Annotated in this window: 13 protein-coding genes; 7 read left to right on the top strand and 6 right to left on the bottom strand. The window is 68.4% G+C overall.

What is annotated here, in order from left to right; all coding sequences use genetic code 11:
* Both GQ57_RS43745 and bamE read right to left on the bottom strand, forming a co-directional pair.
* Positions 1 to 248: ESPR domain-containing protein (locus GQ57_RS43745; RefSeq protein ID WP_034198497.1), on the bottom strand; the 248-nt coding region annotated here is incomplete at its 3' end.
* Between the two features lie 151 nt (positions 249 to 399).
* Complete coding sequence (gene bamE / locus GQ57_RS17135) at positions 400 to 1200, bottom strand: outer membrane protein assembly factor BamE domain-containing protein (protein WP_034198498.1); 801 nt, start codon at positions 1198 to 1200, stop codon at positions 400 to 402.
* Positions 1201 to 1631: 431 nt separating this feature from the next.
* Here bamE and GQ57_RS17140 point away from each other — a divergent pair, with 431 nt between their 5' ends.
* Genes GQ57_RS17140 through GQ57_RS17150 form a run of 3 tightly spaced genes read left to right on the top strand, consistent with a single transcriptional unit; the run spans position 1632 to position 6205 of the window.
* Positions 1632 to 2357: a response regulator transcription factor gene (locus GQ57_RS17140; protein WP_031402554.1), complete on the top strand. Its 726-nt coding sequence runs from the start codon at positions 1632 to 1634 to the stop codon at positions 2355 to 2357.
* On the top strand, positions 2354 to 3760 hold the full coding sequence (locus GQ57_RS17145; protein WP_031402553.1) for a FecR domain-containing protein: 1407 nt from the start codon (positions 2354 to 2356) through the stop codon (positions 3758 to 3760). The genes GQ57_RS17140 and GQ57_RS17145 overlap by 4 nt, the downstream gene beginning before the upstream one ends.
* 3 nt (positions 3761 to 3763) lie before the next feature.
* Positions 3764 to 6205, top strand: a complete 2442-nt coding sequence (locus tag GQ57_RS17150) for a CHASE2 domain-containing protein (protein WP_034198499.1) — start codon at positions 3764 to 3766, stop codon at positions 6203 to 6205.
* Between the two features lie 121 nt (positions 6206 to 6326).
* On the opposite strand, the gene GQ57_RS17155 is transcribed toward GQ57_RS17150, so the two are convergent.
* Both GQ57_RS17155 and GQ57_RS17160 read right to left on the bottom strand, forming a co-directional pair.
* Entirely contained in the window at positions 6327 to 6512 is a 186-nt protein-coding gene (locus tag GQ57_RS17155; RefSeq protein WP_031402551.1) for a CsbD family protein, read from the bottom strand.
* Between the two features lie 140 nt (positions 6513 to 6652).
* Positions 6653 to 8185, bottom strand: a complete 1533-nt coding sequence (locus GQ57_RS17160; RefSeq protein WP_034198551.1) for a helix-turn-helix transcriptional regulator — start codon at positions 8183 to 8185, stop codon at positions 6653 to 6655.
* Between the two features lie 362 nt (positions 8186 to 8547).
* Between GQ57_RS17160 and GQ57_RS43385 the strand changes: the two genes are divergently transcribed.
* The 3 genes from GQ57_RS43385 (at position 8548) to GQ57_RS17170 (ending at position 9383) form a co-directional block, all read left to right on the top strand.
* The gene (locus GQ57_RS43385; RefSeq protein WP_174923264.1) at positions 8548 to 8712 is read left to right on the top strand and encodes a hypothetical protein; all 165 of its coding nucleotides are present in this window, start codon (positions 8548 to 8550) and stop codon (positions 8710 to 8712) included.
* 67 nt (positions 8713 to 8779) lie between these two features.
* Positions 8780 to 9130, top strand: coding sequence for a BON domain-containing protein (locus GQ57_RS17165; RefSeq protein ID WP_031402549.1), 351 nt, complete (start codon positions 8780 to 8782; stop codon positions 9128 to 9130).
* A gap of 55 nt (positions 9131 to 9185) precedes the next feature.
* The gene (locus GQ57_RS17170; protein ID WP_031402548.1) at positions 9186 to 9383 is read left to right on the top strand and encodes a CsbD family protein; all 198 of its coding nucleotides are present in this window, start codon (positions 9186 to 9188) and stop codon (positions 9381 to 9383) included.
* Between the two features lie 309 nt (positions 9384 to 9692).
* On the opposite strand, the gene GQ57_RS17175 is transcribed toward GQ57_RS17170, so the two are convergent.
* On the bottom strand, positions 9693 to 10721 hold the full coding sequence (locus GQ57_RS17175) for a DUF1338 domain-containing protein (RefSeq protein WP_031402547.1): 1029 nt from the start codon (positions 10719 to 10721) through the stop codon (positions 9693 to 9695).
* A 224-nt stretch (positions 10722 to 10945) separates the two neighbouring features.
* Between GQ57_RS17175 and GQ57_RS17180 the strand changes: the two genes are divergently transcribed.
* Positions 10946 to 11893 carry a LysR family transcriptional regulator gene (locus GQ57_RS17180; RefSeq protein ID WP_031402546.1) on the top strand — a complete coding sequence of 316 codons (948 nt, stop codon included), beginning with the start codon at positions 10946 to 10948 and terminating at the stop codon, positions 11891 to 11893.
* 302 nt (positions 11894 to 12195) lie between these two features.
* Here the strand turns inward: GQ57_RS17180 and GQ57_RS17190 are convergent, their stop codons facing one another.
* Entirely contained in the window at positions 12196 to 14325 is a 2130-nt protein-coding gene (locus GQ57_RS17190; protein ID WP_034198500.1) for a TonB-dependent receptor, read from the bottom strand.
* Positions 14326 to 14455: the final 130 nt, after the last annotated feature.

Consider the following 14455-nt stretch of genomic DNA (forward strand, 5'->3'; position numbering starts at 1 on the left):
CCGATGCCCGCCGCCAGCGCACTGCCGCCGGTCGCGCCATCGTTGTTGTAGTTGCCCTGCTGCGTGCCGCTGTCGTTCACGCTGTAATACTGAGCATGTGCGGGCAGCGCCGCGGCCGCCACCGCGATCGCCAGCGCGCAGATCGTCACCGGCTTCGCCCCGCCCTTTCCGCCGGCCCTCGTCAACTCCGATGCCACGACAAGCTTGCCCCGCGCCCGGTTCCACACAACGTTGTATACCTTGTTCATGCCTACTCCCCTACTAGATTCCTCGACCTCAACTCATTCATCAGCACACCGAATCGACCGGGCTCAGGCATATACCCGCTGCTTCGGTTACGTGCGCCATCTTCACTATCTCGGTGCTCGCTCCGCGCGAGAGCGGCCGTGCATCGCGCCGTCAGAGGATCTCGATCTCGACACGACGGTTCGGTTGCAGGCATTTCTCGAGCACGTCGTGCGGCTCGACGCGATCGCACGTCACGACCGGCCGCGCCGCACCTTCGCCTGCAGTCCTGATCTTCGAGCCGTCGAGGTCCTGCCGGATCAGCAGCGCGCGAACGGTACGCGCACGCGCCAGCGACAGGGCGGCGTTGTACGCGTCGGTACCCAGCCGGTCCGTGTACCCCGTGACGACGATCTCCCGGTAGCCCGGGAAATCACGCTTGATCGCTCCGGCAACCTGCACGATCTGTTCGCGCCCGGCAGGCAGCATGTCCGCCTCGTCCGCGCCATCGAAACGAAACAGGCCGTCGGAGCTGAGCGTGACCGCGTCGCCATGCCGCGCGGCTGCGTCCTGCGGCATCGGACGAACCTCGGGCGGATTCGCACGCAGCGCGCAATCGGGCTCCTTCCAGTAGGTCGCCGCCACGCGCGAGTGGTCATCGAAGCGGATCTGGTACTGGCAGGTCGCGACCTCGTTGTCGTGCCCGATGCGAAAGTCGAAGACGTAATTCCAGGTACGCACGAAGAACACGCCTTCGTCGAAATGCGGCGGCCCGATCAGCGCATAGATCTGATCCTTGCTCATGCCCGGCCCGATCTGCCGCAGGTTGGCAACGTTGACGAACGCCCCTTCCTTCATCCACGACGAATCGCGCGCCGGAAACGTCGGCGTGCCGTTCGCGCCCGGGCCAGCTGCGCCGCAACCCGCCAGCAGGCATCCCGACGTGATTAAGGCAATCATCAGCTTTATTTTCATGGTCGCTCCCAGCCCGAATATACGGAATTGCATGGTTCACCAACTCGGACTTTTTATATTCCAGGACCCGATATCGATTAATTCGAATTCGGCGCGTCCCGCTCGTCATTCAGGTTTTGCCAGCTCCCGCGATGCCGCCGGATCGGCACCCTCAGCCCGGACCCGCTCCGGCCGGAGAACCCAGCCCGACGGAAGATACAGACGTTTCCCGACCAGCCATTGACGACGCGAGAATTTGTCAGAATCTCGACCACATTTAACAAAATCAAAAACTCTCACCAATGCTCGAATGTAATTTCGTAATACAAATAAAGAAGCGCGGCAATCGCCAATTTATAGGAAGTGCATTCCAAATTAACAATCATTGGCAATTATCGAATTAACCCGCTGCTACGATTTGCGACTCTGTGTTGTCAGCCGGAAACGATGCGATGCGTATCGCCATCCTCGAAGACGAACCGACCCAGATGGAATATCTGGTTCACGCGCTCGAGCAACAGCTCGCGTCGTGTTCGCCCCCCCTCACCTGCGTGCGCTTCGGAATGGGCGAAACGCTGCGTCGCGCACTGCGCTCGGATACCTTCGACCTGCTGGTGCTCGACTGGAACGTGCCCGATCTCGACGGGCTCGACCTGCTGCAGTGGGTACGCAAATTTCGCGAAAGCAGCGTGCCGATCATCATGCTGAGTTCGCGCGGCTCGGAATGCGACGTCGTGCAGGCGCTCGCCGCGGGCGCCAACGACTATCTGGTCAAGCCGTTGCGGCCGCTCGAACTGGCGGCCCGCATCCGCAACCAGTTGCACCAGCTTCAGCCGCAAGCCCAGCAACGGCCGGTCGAACGCTTCGGCCACTGGGAATTCGATCGCACGAGTTCCATCGCACGGCTCACGCATGCGTCGAACGTCTCCGATATCGAGCTTACCGAGCGCGAGTTCCGGCTTGCGCTCGCGCTGTTCGGCAATCTGGGACAAACGGTGTCGCGCAGCTACCTGATGGAGCGCATGGGCATCAACGGCGAATCGCCGAGCCGCTCGCTCGACAGCCAGATCTACCGGCTGCGCACGAAGCTGGGCCTGCGCCCCGTGCACGGCGTGCGGCTGCAGACGATCTATGGACAAGGCTACCGGCTGGAAGCCGTCAACGAACACGCATCATGAACCCGTCATTCGCACGGCGCCGGCCGACCGTCCGGCGCAGCCTGCTTCGGCTCGTCCTGCCGCTTGTCGCCGCGCTCGGCTCGATGCAACCGTTCGCGCAGGAGCGCGTCCACGTCGTTCGGCAAGGCGACACGCTGTGGGACATCGCGGGTGAATACCTGCACTCGCCGTTGCACTGGCCCGACGTCCAGCAGCGCAACGGCGTCGGCGATCCGAAGCGGCTGCACCCCGGCACGGCGTTGCACCTCGATCCGGCGTTCTTCCGGCGCGCGGCGGATACGCGCGGGACGCCGGACACCGCGGTGAACGACGACGACGCATCGCGCCCGGCCGGCCGTGGCAGGAGCGCAGCGCCGGCACGGGCGACCTGGACGCAGGATCCGCTCGCGGTGGCCGGCGTCGCGGAGCTGTCGGGCGCGGCGCGCATGAAGCGTGGCGATGCCGCGCCGCGCCCGCTCGACGCGGGTACGCCGGTTCGCGCCGGCGACATTCTCGAAACCGACGAACGCACGTACCTCAGTTTCCGTCTGCGCGACGGCAGCACGCTCGTGATGCCGTCCAGCAGCACGGTGCGGGTCGTCGTCGCCAACGGGCAGGCGACGCAGCTGCAACTGCTCGACGGACGCATCGAGGCGCTCGTCGCAAAGCAGCACGGCCGCACGTTCGAGATCCGGACCCGGATGGCGACGCTCGGCGTGCGCGGCACGCATTTCCGCGTGCGCGACGAACACGGCGCGGTGACCGCCGAGGTGCTGTCCGGGGTCGTGGCGGTGTCGACACAAGGCAAACCGGAACTGGTGCTCGACGCACGGCAAGGCGCCGCGCTCGCGGGCGCCGGCGCGCTCGAATCCCGGGCCCTGCTGGCACCGCCGACGCTCGCCGAAAGCGCGGACGGCAAGCGCGTACTGATCGCGTCGGCGGTGCAGGGCGCACAAGGCTATCGCCTGCTGCTCGCCACCGACCCATCCTTCATTCACGGCGCGTACGAAGCCACCGCGCCGGATGGCCGGTTCACGCTGCCCGACGATCTGCCGGGCGGCTTCTACCATGCGCGGGCGAGCGCGTTCGATGCGCGCAACATCGAAGGCATGCCCGGCGAAAGCATCGTGCACGTACAAGACGACCGGCAAACGGACACGGTCGTCCAGACACGCGACGGACGCTACGAGATCCGCTGGCCGGCGCCGGACGGACAACGCTGCCTCTTCGAACTCGCGCGCTCGCCGGATTTCGCGTCGCCGGTCGTCACCGATCCGGCGGTATACGGCGCCGGCGCCGTCGTCGGCCCGCTTACGGTACCGGGGCGATACTACTGGCGCGCGCGGCTCGTCACGGTCGGCGACGACCGCACGCTCGCGTCCGGCTCATTCGACGTACCGCAACCCGCCGCCGCGCGTGACTGACCCGTGGGCCGCCGCTTCGTCGTCGAGTGCCTGCTGATCGCGCTGTTGATCCCGCCGTTGCTGTGGTGGCTGCACGGCGCGCCGGGCGTGAGGATCGTCGACGCGATGCTGTACGACCGGATCATGAGCCGCCGGCAGGTGGCACCGTCGCCCGACATCCTGATCGTCGGCATCGACGCGCGCAGCCTCGCGGCAATCGGGCCGTGGCCGTGGCCGCGCAGCGTGCATGCGCGCCTGCTCGACACGCTCGCGCGCGACGGCGCGGCCCGCGTGCTGCTCGGCACATTCCTCGACAGCGCGTCCGACGAGGACGACGACCGCCAGCTCGCGTCATCGATGGCACGGCTTCCCGTCTATCTCCCGATGCGCGTCGCGACCGGGCTTTCCGCCATCGCGGACGGCACACCGGCCTTCGTGCCGCCGCTGCCGCTCTTCGCGCGCAGCGCCGCCGGCACCGGTCACGCCAACGTGGCAGTCGACGGAAACGGGTTGTCGCGCTGGATGTTCATGCGCGAAGGCCCGCCGGGCCGGCTCGAGCCGTACGTCGGCGCGCGGCTCGTGGATCGCGCCGATGCCGAGCCGACCCCGCCTGCTGCTGCGGCAGCACCCGCCGCACCTGCCGCCCTTGTCACCTTTGCCGGGCTCGCTGTGCCAACGCCCCCCGTCGCGCCGGCCGCGCTCGCCGTGTCCGCGGATCACGGCGACCCGACGGCAAGCGGCGATGCGTGGATCCGCCAGGCACCGTTCGGCTTTCCGCTCGCGCAGCCGCTGCATGGATGGCGCACGGTGTCGTATCTCAGCCTGCTGCGCGGGCAGGTACCGGCGGCATTCGTGCGCGGCAAGCTGGTGCTCGTCGGCGCACTCGAGGATGCACGCCTCGAACGCCCCGTTTCCATCGGCACGCCGCACGGCGTCGCGTCGCTGTCGGGCATCGAGTTGCAGGCCGCCGCGATCGACGCGCTGCGACACGACCGCACCGTGCGCCCGCTGTCGCGTGCCGCGTTTGCCGGGTGGGCCTCGCTGCCCGTCTGGATCGCACTCCTGCTGTTCCTGCCGGCCGCGCGCTACGGCTGGGCCGTCGTGCTCACGATGTCGGGCCTGTGGCTCGTCGTGTGCCTGACGCTCGTCATCTGGGCGTACGTGTGGGTCCCGCCCCTGCCGACGCTGCTCGGGATCGCCGTCGCGTATTTTCTGTGGAGCTGGCGTCGCCTGTCGGCGTTCTTCCATTTCTTCGGCCGGCGCATCGCGCTGCTGAACGCGCTGCCGGCAGGCGCATTCGAACCGGCCGACCGGCCGCCGACGCACGCGTGGGATCACGTCGCGTCGCGGATGGCCGAGCTGGACGCCGCCATCGACCGGATCGCCCGCATCAAGACGATGCTCGACGTCAGCATCTCGCAGATGCCGGTCGCCGTCCTCGTTTGCCTCGACGACGGCACGATCACGCAGAGCAACGACGCGGCACGCCGCTTGCTCGAATCGCCCGGCGAGCCCGGCGCACCGCTGGACGGCCGCAACCTGTCGTCGGTGCTGCGCGGGTTCGACGCACCGGCGCCGCATGCCAGCAGCGCCGGCGTGCGATGGTTCGACACGCTGCAGCACGAGTACGTCACGCGTCGCGATCACGCGTTCAGCCCGCGCATCGCCGCGCTGGACGGTCACGGCGGCGAGCCGAGGCGCTGGATGGTCGCGTTGCACGACGTGACGAACGAGCACCGCCTCGAGCGCGAGCGCGAACAGTGGATCGGCTATATCTCGCACGACCTGCGCACGCCGCAGATCAACATCATCAGCCTGCTGAACCTGCATGCGGCCGGTGCCGCGCCGCCCGACGCGCGTGGGCTCGTCGACGGCGTGCGGCGCGAAACGGAGCGCTCGATCCGGCTCGCCGACAGCATTCTCGATCTCGTCACCGCGCGCTCGAGCCGGTATCGCTTCGAACTCGCGCCCGTTGCGTCGATCATGCTGGACGCGGTCGACCAGGTATGGGCAACCGCATCGGCCCGCGGCGTCGCGATCGACCTGCATATCGCCGACGACGACACCGCGCTGCATGCCGACGGCGCGCTGCTCACGCGGGCGTTCGTCAACCTGCTGCACAACGCGATCCGGCACAGCGCACCGGGCACCACGATCGATCTCTGTGCGGCGGTCGACGAAGACGCATCGCCGCCGCGCCTGCACGTTGCTGTGCGCGACGAAGGCGAGGGCATGGCGCCGGAACGGGCGGCCGGGCTGTTCGACGGCCCGGCCGGGCGGTTCGCCGCGCGTATGCAGGAGGACGGGCCGCTCACGCGCCACGAGATCCGCTCGCACGGCATGGGATTGGCGATCGTGGCCGAAGTCGTCGCACGCCACGGCGGCTGCATCACGGCGTTCAGCCGGCCGGGCCACGGGGCAACCTTCCTGCTCGCCTTTCCGCTACCCGGCGCCCCGGCGCGCTGACCGTCAGGGCCGAAGCCGGGACGCACGAACGGCGGACCTCACGAGGCAGCGTCATGCGCACGGGCCGCGCGTCGCCGCGCGCGCCGGGCCTGTCGTCGTCGCTCGTGGGCGAGAACCGGCGTCATTGCTTCTCCGCCCGCCCACGCCCCGCATCGGCCGCCTCGCCGGCCTGTTCCTGACGCTTGCCGGCCCGCTGTTCGGCGACACCTTCCGCTTCCGTCCTGCGGTCGCCCGTCACCTTGCCGAGCGCTTCCTTGAGCGAGCCCCTGACCTGCTTCAGCTTGCCTTCGATGCGATTCCTGTCCATGGTCGCCTCCTGCGAGCGTGGGAGAGGGCGGCGACATGGCTGCCCGCGCCGAATCGTCGCTGCGGACAGGATCGCAAGCACGCGCCGCGCGCGGCAGATGCGGATGCATCAGCGCGCGGGGTGCATTCGTACCGCCGGCGTCAGTCCTTGCCCTTCGCGCCGCCCTTCTCGCCGCGCGCGCCGTTCGCATCGACCGCGCCGACGATGCCGCGCTCGCGCGCCCACACGATCGCCTCGGCGCGGCTGTGCACGTCGAGCTTCGCGTAGATCGTCGCGACGTGATTGCGCACGGTGTTCGGCGCGAGCCCGAGGCGGCCGGCGATCTCCTTGTCGGCCAGGCCGTGGCACAGCAGGTCGAACACGTCGCGCTCGCGCGCGGTCAGGTCCGACAGCTGCGCGCCCGCGTCCGGCGCATTCGCGCGCCGCACGTTCGCGAGCTTCTCGATCAGCGTGCGGCTGAACCACGAGGCATCCTGCATCGCCGTCTCGATCGCATAGACGAGCTCCATCTCGGTGCGCTTGCGATCGCTGATGTCGAGCAGCGCGACCAGCACGCAGTCCCGCCCGTGAATCGCGACCGGGTCGGCCGACACGACGCAATCGCGTACGTCGCCGTCGCGCGTGCGGATCTGCACGTCGGCGTTGCGCACGCTGCCGTCGCGCGCGAGCCGGCCCTCGATGTGCCGCCACGCATCGCGCTCGGCCCACAGCCCGATCTCGTCCGCGGACTTGCCGAGCAGGTCGTCCTGCGCATGGCCGGTCATCGCGGCGAACGCGCCGTTGACGTCGAGCAGCTCGAAGCGGTCGGCCGTGACGATCGCGGTCGCGACCGGCGCCATCCGGAACGCCGTCGCGAATCGCTCCTCGCTCTGCCGCAGCGCGCGCTCGGCCTGCTTGCGCGGCTCGAGATCCATGAACGTGAACAGCATGCAGGCCTCGCCGTTCATGTCGATCGGTTGCCCGGCGACGACCACGGCCTTGGTGCCGCCGTCCGCGAGCTTCAGCACGGCCTCCATCTGCGGAATCGTCGCGCCCTCGCCGAGCCGCTCGATCGCGAGTTCGCGCCGCTCGGCCTGGTCGAGCACGTCGACCTCGTACACCGAGCGGCCGAGCACGTCGTCGCGCGCGTGGCCGGTCATGTCGAGAAAGCCCTGGTTGACCTTCACGTAGCGCAGGTCGTCGAGCCGGCAGATCGCGGCCGGCGCCGGGTTCGCGTTGAAGGTGCGCTCGAAGCGCTCCTCGGCGCTCGCCCATTCGGTTGCATCGTGCAGCACGAGCGCGAGGCAGTCGGGCTCGCCGGCCGCGTTCGTCAGCACCAGGCTGCGGATCCGGTGCACCCAGCTCACGGTCTCGTCGGCGGCCGATTCGACCTCGACCGTCACGTCGCTGAACGCCTCGCCGGCGATCACGCGATCCATCGGGTAGTGGCCGTCGCGCACCGGATGGTTGTTCCGGTAGCGCAGCCGGAATCGCGCGCGGTAATCGGTGACGGTCGCGCCGAGCGCCTGCAGCTCGGTCACGCCGTGCATCGCGAGCGCGGCTTCGTTGGCCCAGACGATCCGCTGGTCGGGCTCGACCAGGATCACGCCCTCGGTCAGCCCGGCGATGATCTGGTGCAGTTGACGCCGGTCGGTATGCGACTTGAGCGCCTGTTCGTTTACCTGTTCGTCCATCGAATCGTTCCGCGTGATCAACCTGGCGCGCCGGATGGCGCGCAGGGCGATGATCGCTTGCCGTGCGGGGGCACGACAGGCGCGAATGCACCAGCCGCCATAGTACATTCGCACGGCCCGCCCCATCGTTCGGCATCCCGCCGATCCCGCCAGGCGTCCGCTAGGCCTCCGCCGGGCGCGCCGCTGCCCGCCGCGCGGGCGGCAAATGCGCGCCGCGCCCCCGCCCGTCCCCTCCCGCCGCCCCGTGCAAACGCACTAGCCGGCCCGGTGAATTTGCGCGATGTCCGCACGCGTTCGCCCCGGTACGCTGGTCCTGCATCGGCGCTCATGCGCTGCCTTTCCAACCGCAGAGGAGAAGCACGATGAAGCTGCATCAGACACCCGATCCGACGCGGCCCGGGCCGCCTCCGGACAGTCCGCCCGAACCGCCGCCCGGCACCGAGCCGCCGGTTCCGCTGCCGCCCGACCTGCCGCGCCCGGACATCCCGCCGCGCGAGCCCGGCTACGACACGCCGATCGTGCGCTAGCCAGCCGGATCGCGGAACACGTCGCTCGAATCCATTCATTCAACCTGCCAAACGAGGGAGAACACACATGAACCAGAACCGGCATCTTTCGACGCTGCTCGCCGTCAGCACGGCTTTCCTGCTGAGTGCCGCGCCGCTCGCGAACGCGGTCGCGCAGGACGCATCGGCCGACAACGGCATGAAGGCCGAATCGAACCAGCCCATCACCGACACGTGGATCACGACCAAGGTGAAAAGCCAACTGGCCGCCACCGACGGCGTGAAGAGTCTCGACATCGGCGTGAAGACGGTCGACGGCGTCGTCACGCTCACCGGCGTGCTGCCGAGCCGGATCGCCGTGAAGAAGGCGATCGCCGTGTCGCGCGCGGTCAGGGGCGTGAAGCACGTCGACGCATCCGGCCTGAAGGCGAAGGCCTGACCTCCCGGCGCGGCGGCGGCCGCGCCTTCAATCCCTGCACGACAAGGAGCACACCATGAACGAAGACAAGATCAAGGGCCAGTGGAAGCAGCTCACCGGCAAGCTGAAGGCCAAGTGGGGCAAGCTGACCGACGACGACCTGACGGTGGCCGACGGCAATCGCGAGTATCTGGCCGGAAAGATCCAGGAACGGTACGGGATCGCCCGCGAGGAAGCCGAGAAGCAGCTGAAGGACTTCGACCGCGATCTGTAACGCCACCGGCCCCCTCCACCCGCCGCGGCGCCGCCGGCGTCGCGGCCATCGGGACGACACGACATGGGCAAATACCTGATCGCATGGCTGCTGGGCGTGCCGGCCGGGCTGCTGGTGCTGTTCTACCTGATCACGCACCTCTTCTGACCTGACGGCGCGCGCGCCTGCTCATCCCCGGACGCGGCAATCAGCCGTGCAGGCCGCCGCATCGCGGGCCGCCAAACGCCGAACGGGCAGGACGCGTGAGCGCCCTGCCCGTTCGGCTTGCCGCTTCGGCGGCGGCGCGCGTCGCGCCCCGCCGTCGCTGCATTACTTCGCGGCGTTCGCCGTCATCTTGAAGATGCCCTGCGCGTTGCCCGCATCGAAACGCAGGTCGGTCACCCAGCGGCGCTCGGCCTGGTCGAACGTGCGCTTGCGCGTGATGAACTCGTAGAACGAGCCCGGCACGTCGCGCTTCACCGTGCCGCCGTCGCGCGTGCGGAATTCGCGCTCGACGGTATCCGCGCGATAGGCGGTCTGGAACACGCGGCCCGAGCGCGAGCGCTCGACTTCCGGTTTCATCGGCCGGCCTTTCGCCTTCTCGTCGTCGGACAGCCTGAACACGTCGGCAACGCGGTCGGTCGCATGGTTGAACGCGTTGCCTTCGGTCGAGATCCACGCCATTTCGGCCGATTCCAGCAGCAGCGTCTCGTAGTCGAGTTCGTTCGGCAGGTCGTGCTGCCGCTCGAACGCGCCGACGATCTCCGGCAGCAGCGCGTGCGCGGCGTCGAGCGACAGCCAGCCTTCGCGTTCGACTTCCCACAGCAGCGCGACGGCCGCCGGTGACAGCGGGTCGCGCGACGTGCTCACGACGTTCGTCACGGCCTGCTGGAATTCCTTCGAGAAACGCTCCGGGTGCAGTTCGCTGACGAAGAACTGCGCGATTTCGTCCGGTGCGTCTTCATGGGCATACGCGCGGCCCGTCATGCCGAGCTTGTCGAGCGGGTAGCGGCCGTTCAGGCGGAAGCCGAGCGGGCGCAGGATGCGCGTGAACGCGGCTTCGCCCGGCGGCAGCGCGCCCGTGTGCGGCCAGCGCACCGTGCGCAGCGCGCCGTGGTCGAAATAGACCGAGCCGCCGTTCGCGATCGCGTCGGCCGTGTACGCGCGGCCGTTCGCCGAACGTTCGAGCAGCCCTTCGAACAGCGCCATGTTCATCGCCTGCGCGATTTCCGCGCGCGTCACGACGCCGTCTTCCCATTCCTCGAGGATGGCCGGCATGTTCAGGGTCGAGAACAGGGCGTCGGTCTTCGCCTGTCCCAGCAGCTTCGTCAGCAAGCTCTCGATATTCGGATTGCGCATCAGGATTCTCGTCTGGGGGACCGCCGGCAAACGTGCCGGCAACTTGTCGGCCGGCCGCCCAACGGGAGCCTGACCTTGCGTGGGGAGCATTATTCAAAGGGTTGCAGCCGGGCGTAAAGCGAGATTAAATTGACACGTGATGAGTTTTTGGAATTATTGACCGTCCCTCGGCCGTCCTCCGCCCCCGTGTGGTGCGGCCCCGTTCGTCAGACAGATCGAACATCATGCGCAAATTCAAGATCCCCAACATGGGCGCGCTCGTGGCCTTCGAGGCCGCCGCCCGCCACGAGAGCTTCACGCACGCCGCCAAGGAGCTGTTCCTGACCGAGAGCGCGGTATCGCGGCAGATCGCGACGCTCGAGGCCAGCCTCGGCGTGCGGCTGTTCGCGCGCGTGAAGCAGCGCGTCGTGCTGACGCGCGCCGGCAAGCTGTACGGCACGCAGGTGCGCCGCGCGCTGGAGGCGCTCGACCGCGACACGCTGTCGATCATCGCGCACGGCAGCGGCGGCGGCTACCTGGAACTCGCGGTGCTGCCGACCTTCGCGTCGCACTGGCTGATCCCGCGCATCAAGAGCTTCTACGACCGCACGCCCGACGTGCGCGTGAACATGGGCAGCCGCACCGACCTGTTCTCGTTCGAGGACACGCACTTCGAAGCCGCGATCCACTACGGCAAGCCGACCTGGCCCGGCACGTCGTCCGACTACCTGTTCGGCGAGGAGGTCGTGCCGATCTGCTCGCCCGCGCTGCTCGACAGGCCCGTCGAGCGCGTCGAGGATCTGCTCGGATACCCGCTGCTGCACTCGACGACGCGCCCCGGCGCGTGGGCGCAGTGGTTCGAGACGCACGGCGTCGAGGACATCCGCACGATGCAGGGCGTGCGCTACGAACTGCACACGATGCTGATCAGCGCGGCCGCGGCCGGGCTCGGGATCGCGCTCGTGCCGAAGTTCTTCGTCGAGGAGCAGTTGCAGCAACTCGGCCTCGTCGTGCCGTGCGACGCGGCGACGGTAGGCGATTCGGCGTACTACCTCGTGTACCCGACGGAGTTCAGCCACAGCAAGCCGCTCGAATCGTTCCGCGGCTGGCTGCTCGAACAGGCGAGCGCGTACGCGGCGCCGGAGCGCGATGCGGACGATGCAGGCGAGGTGGATGACGAGGACGTCGAGTAGCGGAACCGGGGCGGCATGCTGCCGCCCCCGATCCGGTCGGCGGCGGCAGCGCGATCGCCGCTCATCCGGCGCGACCGGGCATCGCGCGGGCGGCGTTCATCGCGTCGCCGCGCCGCAACGGCTTCGCGTCGGCGAGCCTGCGGACACCACCTTCACCAGGAACGCGCGATCCGCCGCCTCTTGCCCCGGGCAAACCGTTTCGAGGTCGCGAATCACGATCGTCGCGCGCCCTTCGAGCCGGCACACCCCGTCGGGCGGTGCGGAGGAAAGCCGCAGGTCGCGCAGCGCGTGCGTCGCGTGCGTTACATGTGCCACTTCACCGTGGCGGTCAGCGTGCGCGGATCGCCGGGCATGTTGTACAGGTCCGCGTTGCCGTGCGCGGCGATGAAGTAGCGGCGATCGAACAGGTTGTCGAGCGTGAGCGTCACGTCGACCTTCTTGCTGCGATAGCCGGCGCCCAGGTTGAACACCGTGAACGACGGCAGCGTGACGAGATCGCTTGCCGACGTGTAGCGCGCCGACTGGAACTGCATGCCGGCCGCCGCATAGAAGCCGTACGGCAGCTCGCGCTTCAGCCACAGGTTCGCGCTGTGGCGCGGCATCAGCCCCGGCGTGTTGTTCGACAGCGCGAGGCCGCCCGCCGTCGATTGCGCCGAGCCGTCGACCGTGCCGTTCAGGTACGCGTAGCCCGCGTACACCGACCACTTCGGCGCGATCTCGCCGGTGAAGCCCAGCTCCATCCCGTGTACGTGCTGCGTGCCGATCGGCAGCGCGTAGCCGGGATTCGCCGGATCGCCGATCTGCTGGTTGGTCTGGCGCATGTCGAACAGCGCGACGCTGGCCGTCGCCTTGCCGCCGAGATCGAAGCGCGACCCGACTTCGTACGCGGTGGTCTTTTGCGGCGCAAGCGCGGCGCCGTTCGCGTACGCGCCGGAGCTGATCAGCGTATCGGCGAGCGGCGAGAACGACTGGCTGAACGAACCGTACAGCGTCAGCCAGTCGAGCGGCTCGTAGATCAGCCCGACGCGCGGGCTCCACGCGTGATCGGTGCGGTCGAGATTGACATTCGACGACGTGTAGTCGTGGCGGATCTGGTTCAGGTAGTCGAAGCGCAGCCCCGCGAGCACTTTCCAGTGCTCGGTCAGCGAGATCAGGTCCTGCGCGTAGACGCCCGCGAGCCCGATGGCGGTCGACGCGTTCGTCTTCGCCCGCGCGCCGGTCGGCACGCCCGGCAGGATCACCGGCTGCGGATTGAACAGATCGTAGGTCGCGACCTTCGACACGCTGTAGATCGTGTCGAACTTCTGCTGCTGCGAGAGTTCGAGCCCGTACAGCAGCTCGTGGCGCATGCCGAACAGCGAGGTCTTCTGCGTGAGTTCGAACAGGCCGTCGATGCCGTGGTCGGTGCGCTGGCGCGTCGACTGGTCGAGCGTCACGACCGGGTGCGCGGCGGTCTTGATCGGCTCGTACGTGATGTAGTTCTTGCGCTCGAGCGAGAAGTCGTACGCGCGGATCGCACCGTGGAACGACAGCGAATCGCTGAAGCGATGGTCGAGCGACACCGTCGCGCTCTTCGCGGAGATGTCGTTGTACGAGCTGTTCGCCGCTTCGGCCGAGCCGTAGTACGTGTTGATCGGCACGTCCACCGGCCGGCCGAGATACGCGGGCAGGCCCTGGTCGGACGTGCGGCGGTCGTGCAGGTAGTCGAACTCGACGTTCAGCACCGTGTCGCCGTCGAGTTTGAACTGCGCGGACGGCGCGATCGCCTGGCGGTTGAGCCGGAACTGGTCGCGGAAGCTGTTCGAGTTCTCGGTCGCGCCGGTAAGGCGGAAGCGCGCCGCATCGTTCGCATTCCAGCCGAGGTCGAATTCGCCGCGCCGTTCGCCGCGCGTGCCGAGCGTCACGCCCACGTCGTTCACCGCGTTCGCGTCCGGCCGCTTCAGCACGCGATTCACGATGCCGCCCGCCGAACCGCGCCCGTACAGCACGGCCGCCGGCCCCTTCAGCACCTCGACGCGCTCGACGTTCGACAGGTCGCGGTAGTAGAGCGCGTCGTCGCGAATGCCGTCGACGTACTGGTCCGTGATGCTGTTGAAGCCGCGGATCGTGATCTGGTCGCGCTGGCCGTCGCCGACCGAAAAGCCGACGCCCGGCACGTTGCGCAGCGCGTCCTGCATCGACGTCGCGTTCTGGTCCTCGATCACCGCGTGCGGGACGACGTTCACCGTCTGCGGCACGTCCATCAGCGACATGTCGGTCTTGGTCGCCGCGCGCGAATGGCCCGCGTCGTAGGACGCATGCTCGGCGGCCGCGTTGACGGAAATCGCGGGCAAGGTCGCGGCGGCGTCGCTCGCCTGCGCAGATGCAGTACGGGCGCCGGCCAGCGACGTGGCGATCAGAAGCGCGTGACACGCGCGCTTGTTGAGTTTCATCGTGAACGTAAAGGCTGAAGAAAAATGGCGAACGGAACGAAGCGCATCCGGCCAACGCGCGCAGCACGCGGCGAACCGGCCGATGACGCCCTTTCCGTGAAGAAGACGGCGCACGCGGAGGATCGCTCCC

Source organism: Burkholderia sp. MSh2, assembly GCF_000731655.1.
GTDB lineage: Bacteria > Pseudomonadota > Gammaproteobacteria > Burkholderiales > Burkholderiaceae > Burkholderia > Burkholderia paludis.

Coding starts and splice junctions, on each gene's coding strand:
- bamE (WP_034198498.1), bottom strand. CDS start 1,200: ATGAAAATAAAGCTGATGATTGCCTTAATCACGTCGGGATGCCTGCTG.
- GQ57_RS43385 (WP_174923264.1), top strand. CDS start 8,548: ATGAAGCTGCATCAGACACCCGATCCGACGCGGCCCGGGCCGCCTCCG.
- GQ57_RS17175 (WP_031402547.1), bottom strand. CDS start 10,721: ATGCGCAATCCGAATATCGAGAGCTTGCTGACGAAGCTGCTGGGACAG.
- GQ57_RS17180 (WP_031402546.1), top strand. CDS start 10,946: ATGCGCAAATTCAAGATCCCCAACATGGGCGCGCTCGTGGCCTTCGAG.
- GQ57_RS17160 (WP_034198551.1), bottom strand. CDS start 8,185: ATGGACGAACAGGTAAACGAACAGGCGCTCAAGTCGCATACCGACCGG.
- GQ57_RS17190 (WP_034198500.1), bottom strand. CDS start 14,325: ATGAAACTCAACAAGCGCGCGTGTCACGCGCTTCTGATCGCCACGTCG.
- GQ57_RS17140 (WP_031402554.1), top strand. CDS start 1,632: ATGCGTATCGCCATCCTCGAAGACGAACCGACCCAGATGGAATATCTG.
- GQ57_RS17155 (WP_031402551.1), bottom strand. CDS start 6,512: ATGGACAGGAATCGCATCGAAGGCAAGCTGAAGCAGGTCAGGGGCTCG.
- GQ57_RS17170 (WP_031402548.1), top strand. CDS start 9,186: ATGAACGAAGACAAGATCAAGGGCCAGTGGAAGCAGCTCACCGGCAAG.
- GQ57_RS17165 (WP_031402549.1), top strand. CDS start 8,780: ATGAACCAGAACCGGCATCTTTCGACGCTGCTCGCCGTCAGCACGGCT.
- GQ57_RS17145 (WP_031402553.1), top strand. CDS start 2,354: ATGAACCCGTCATTCGCACGGCGCCGGCCGACCGTCCGGCGCAGCCTG.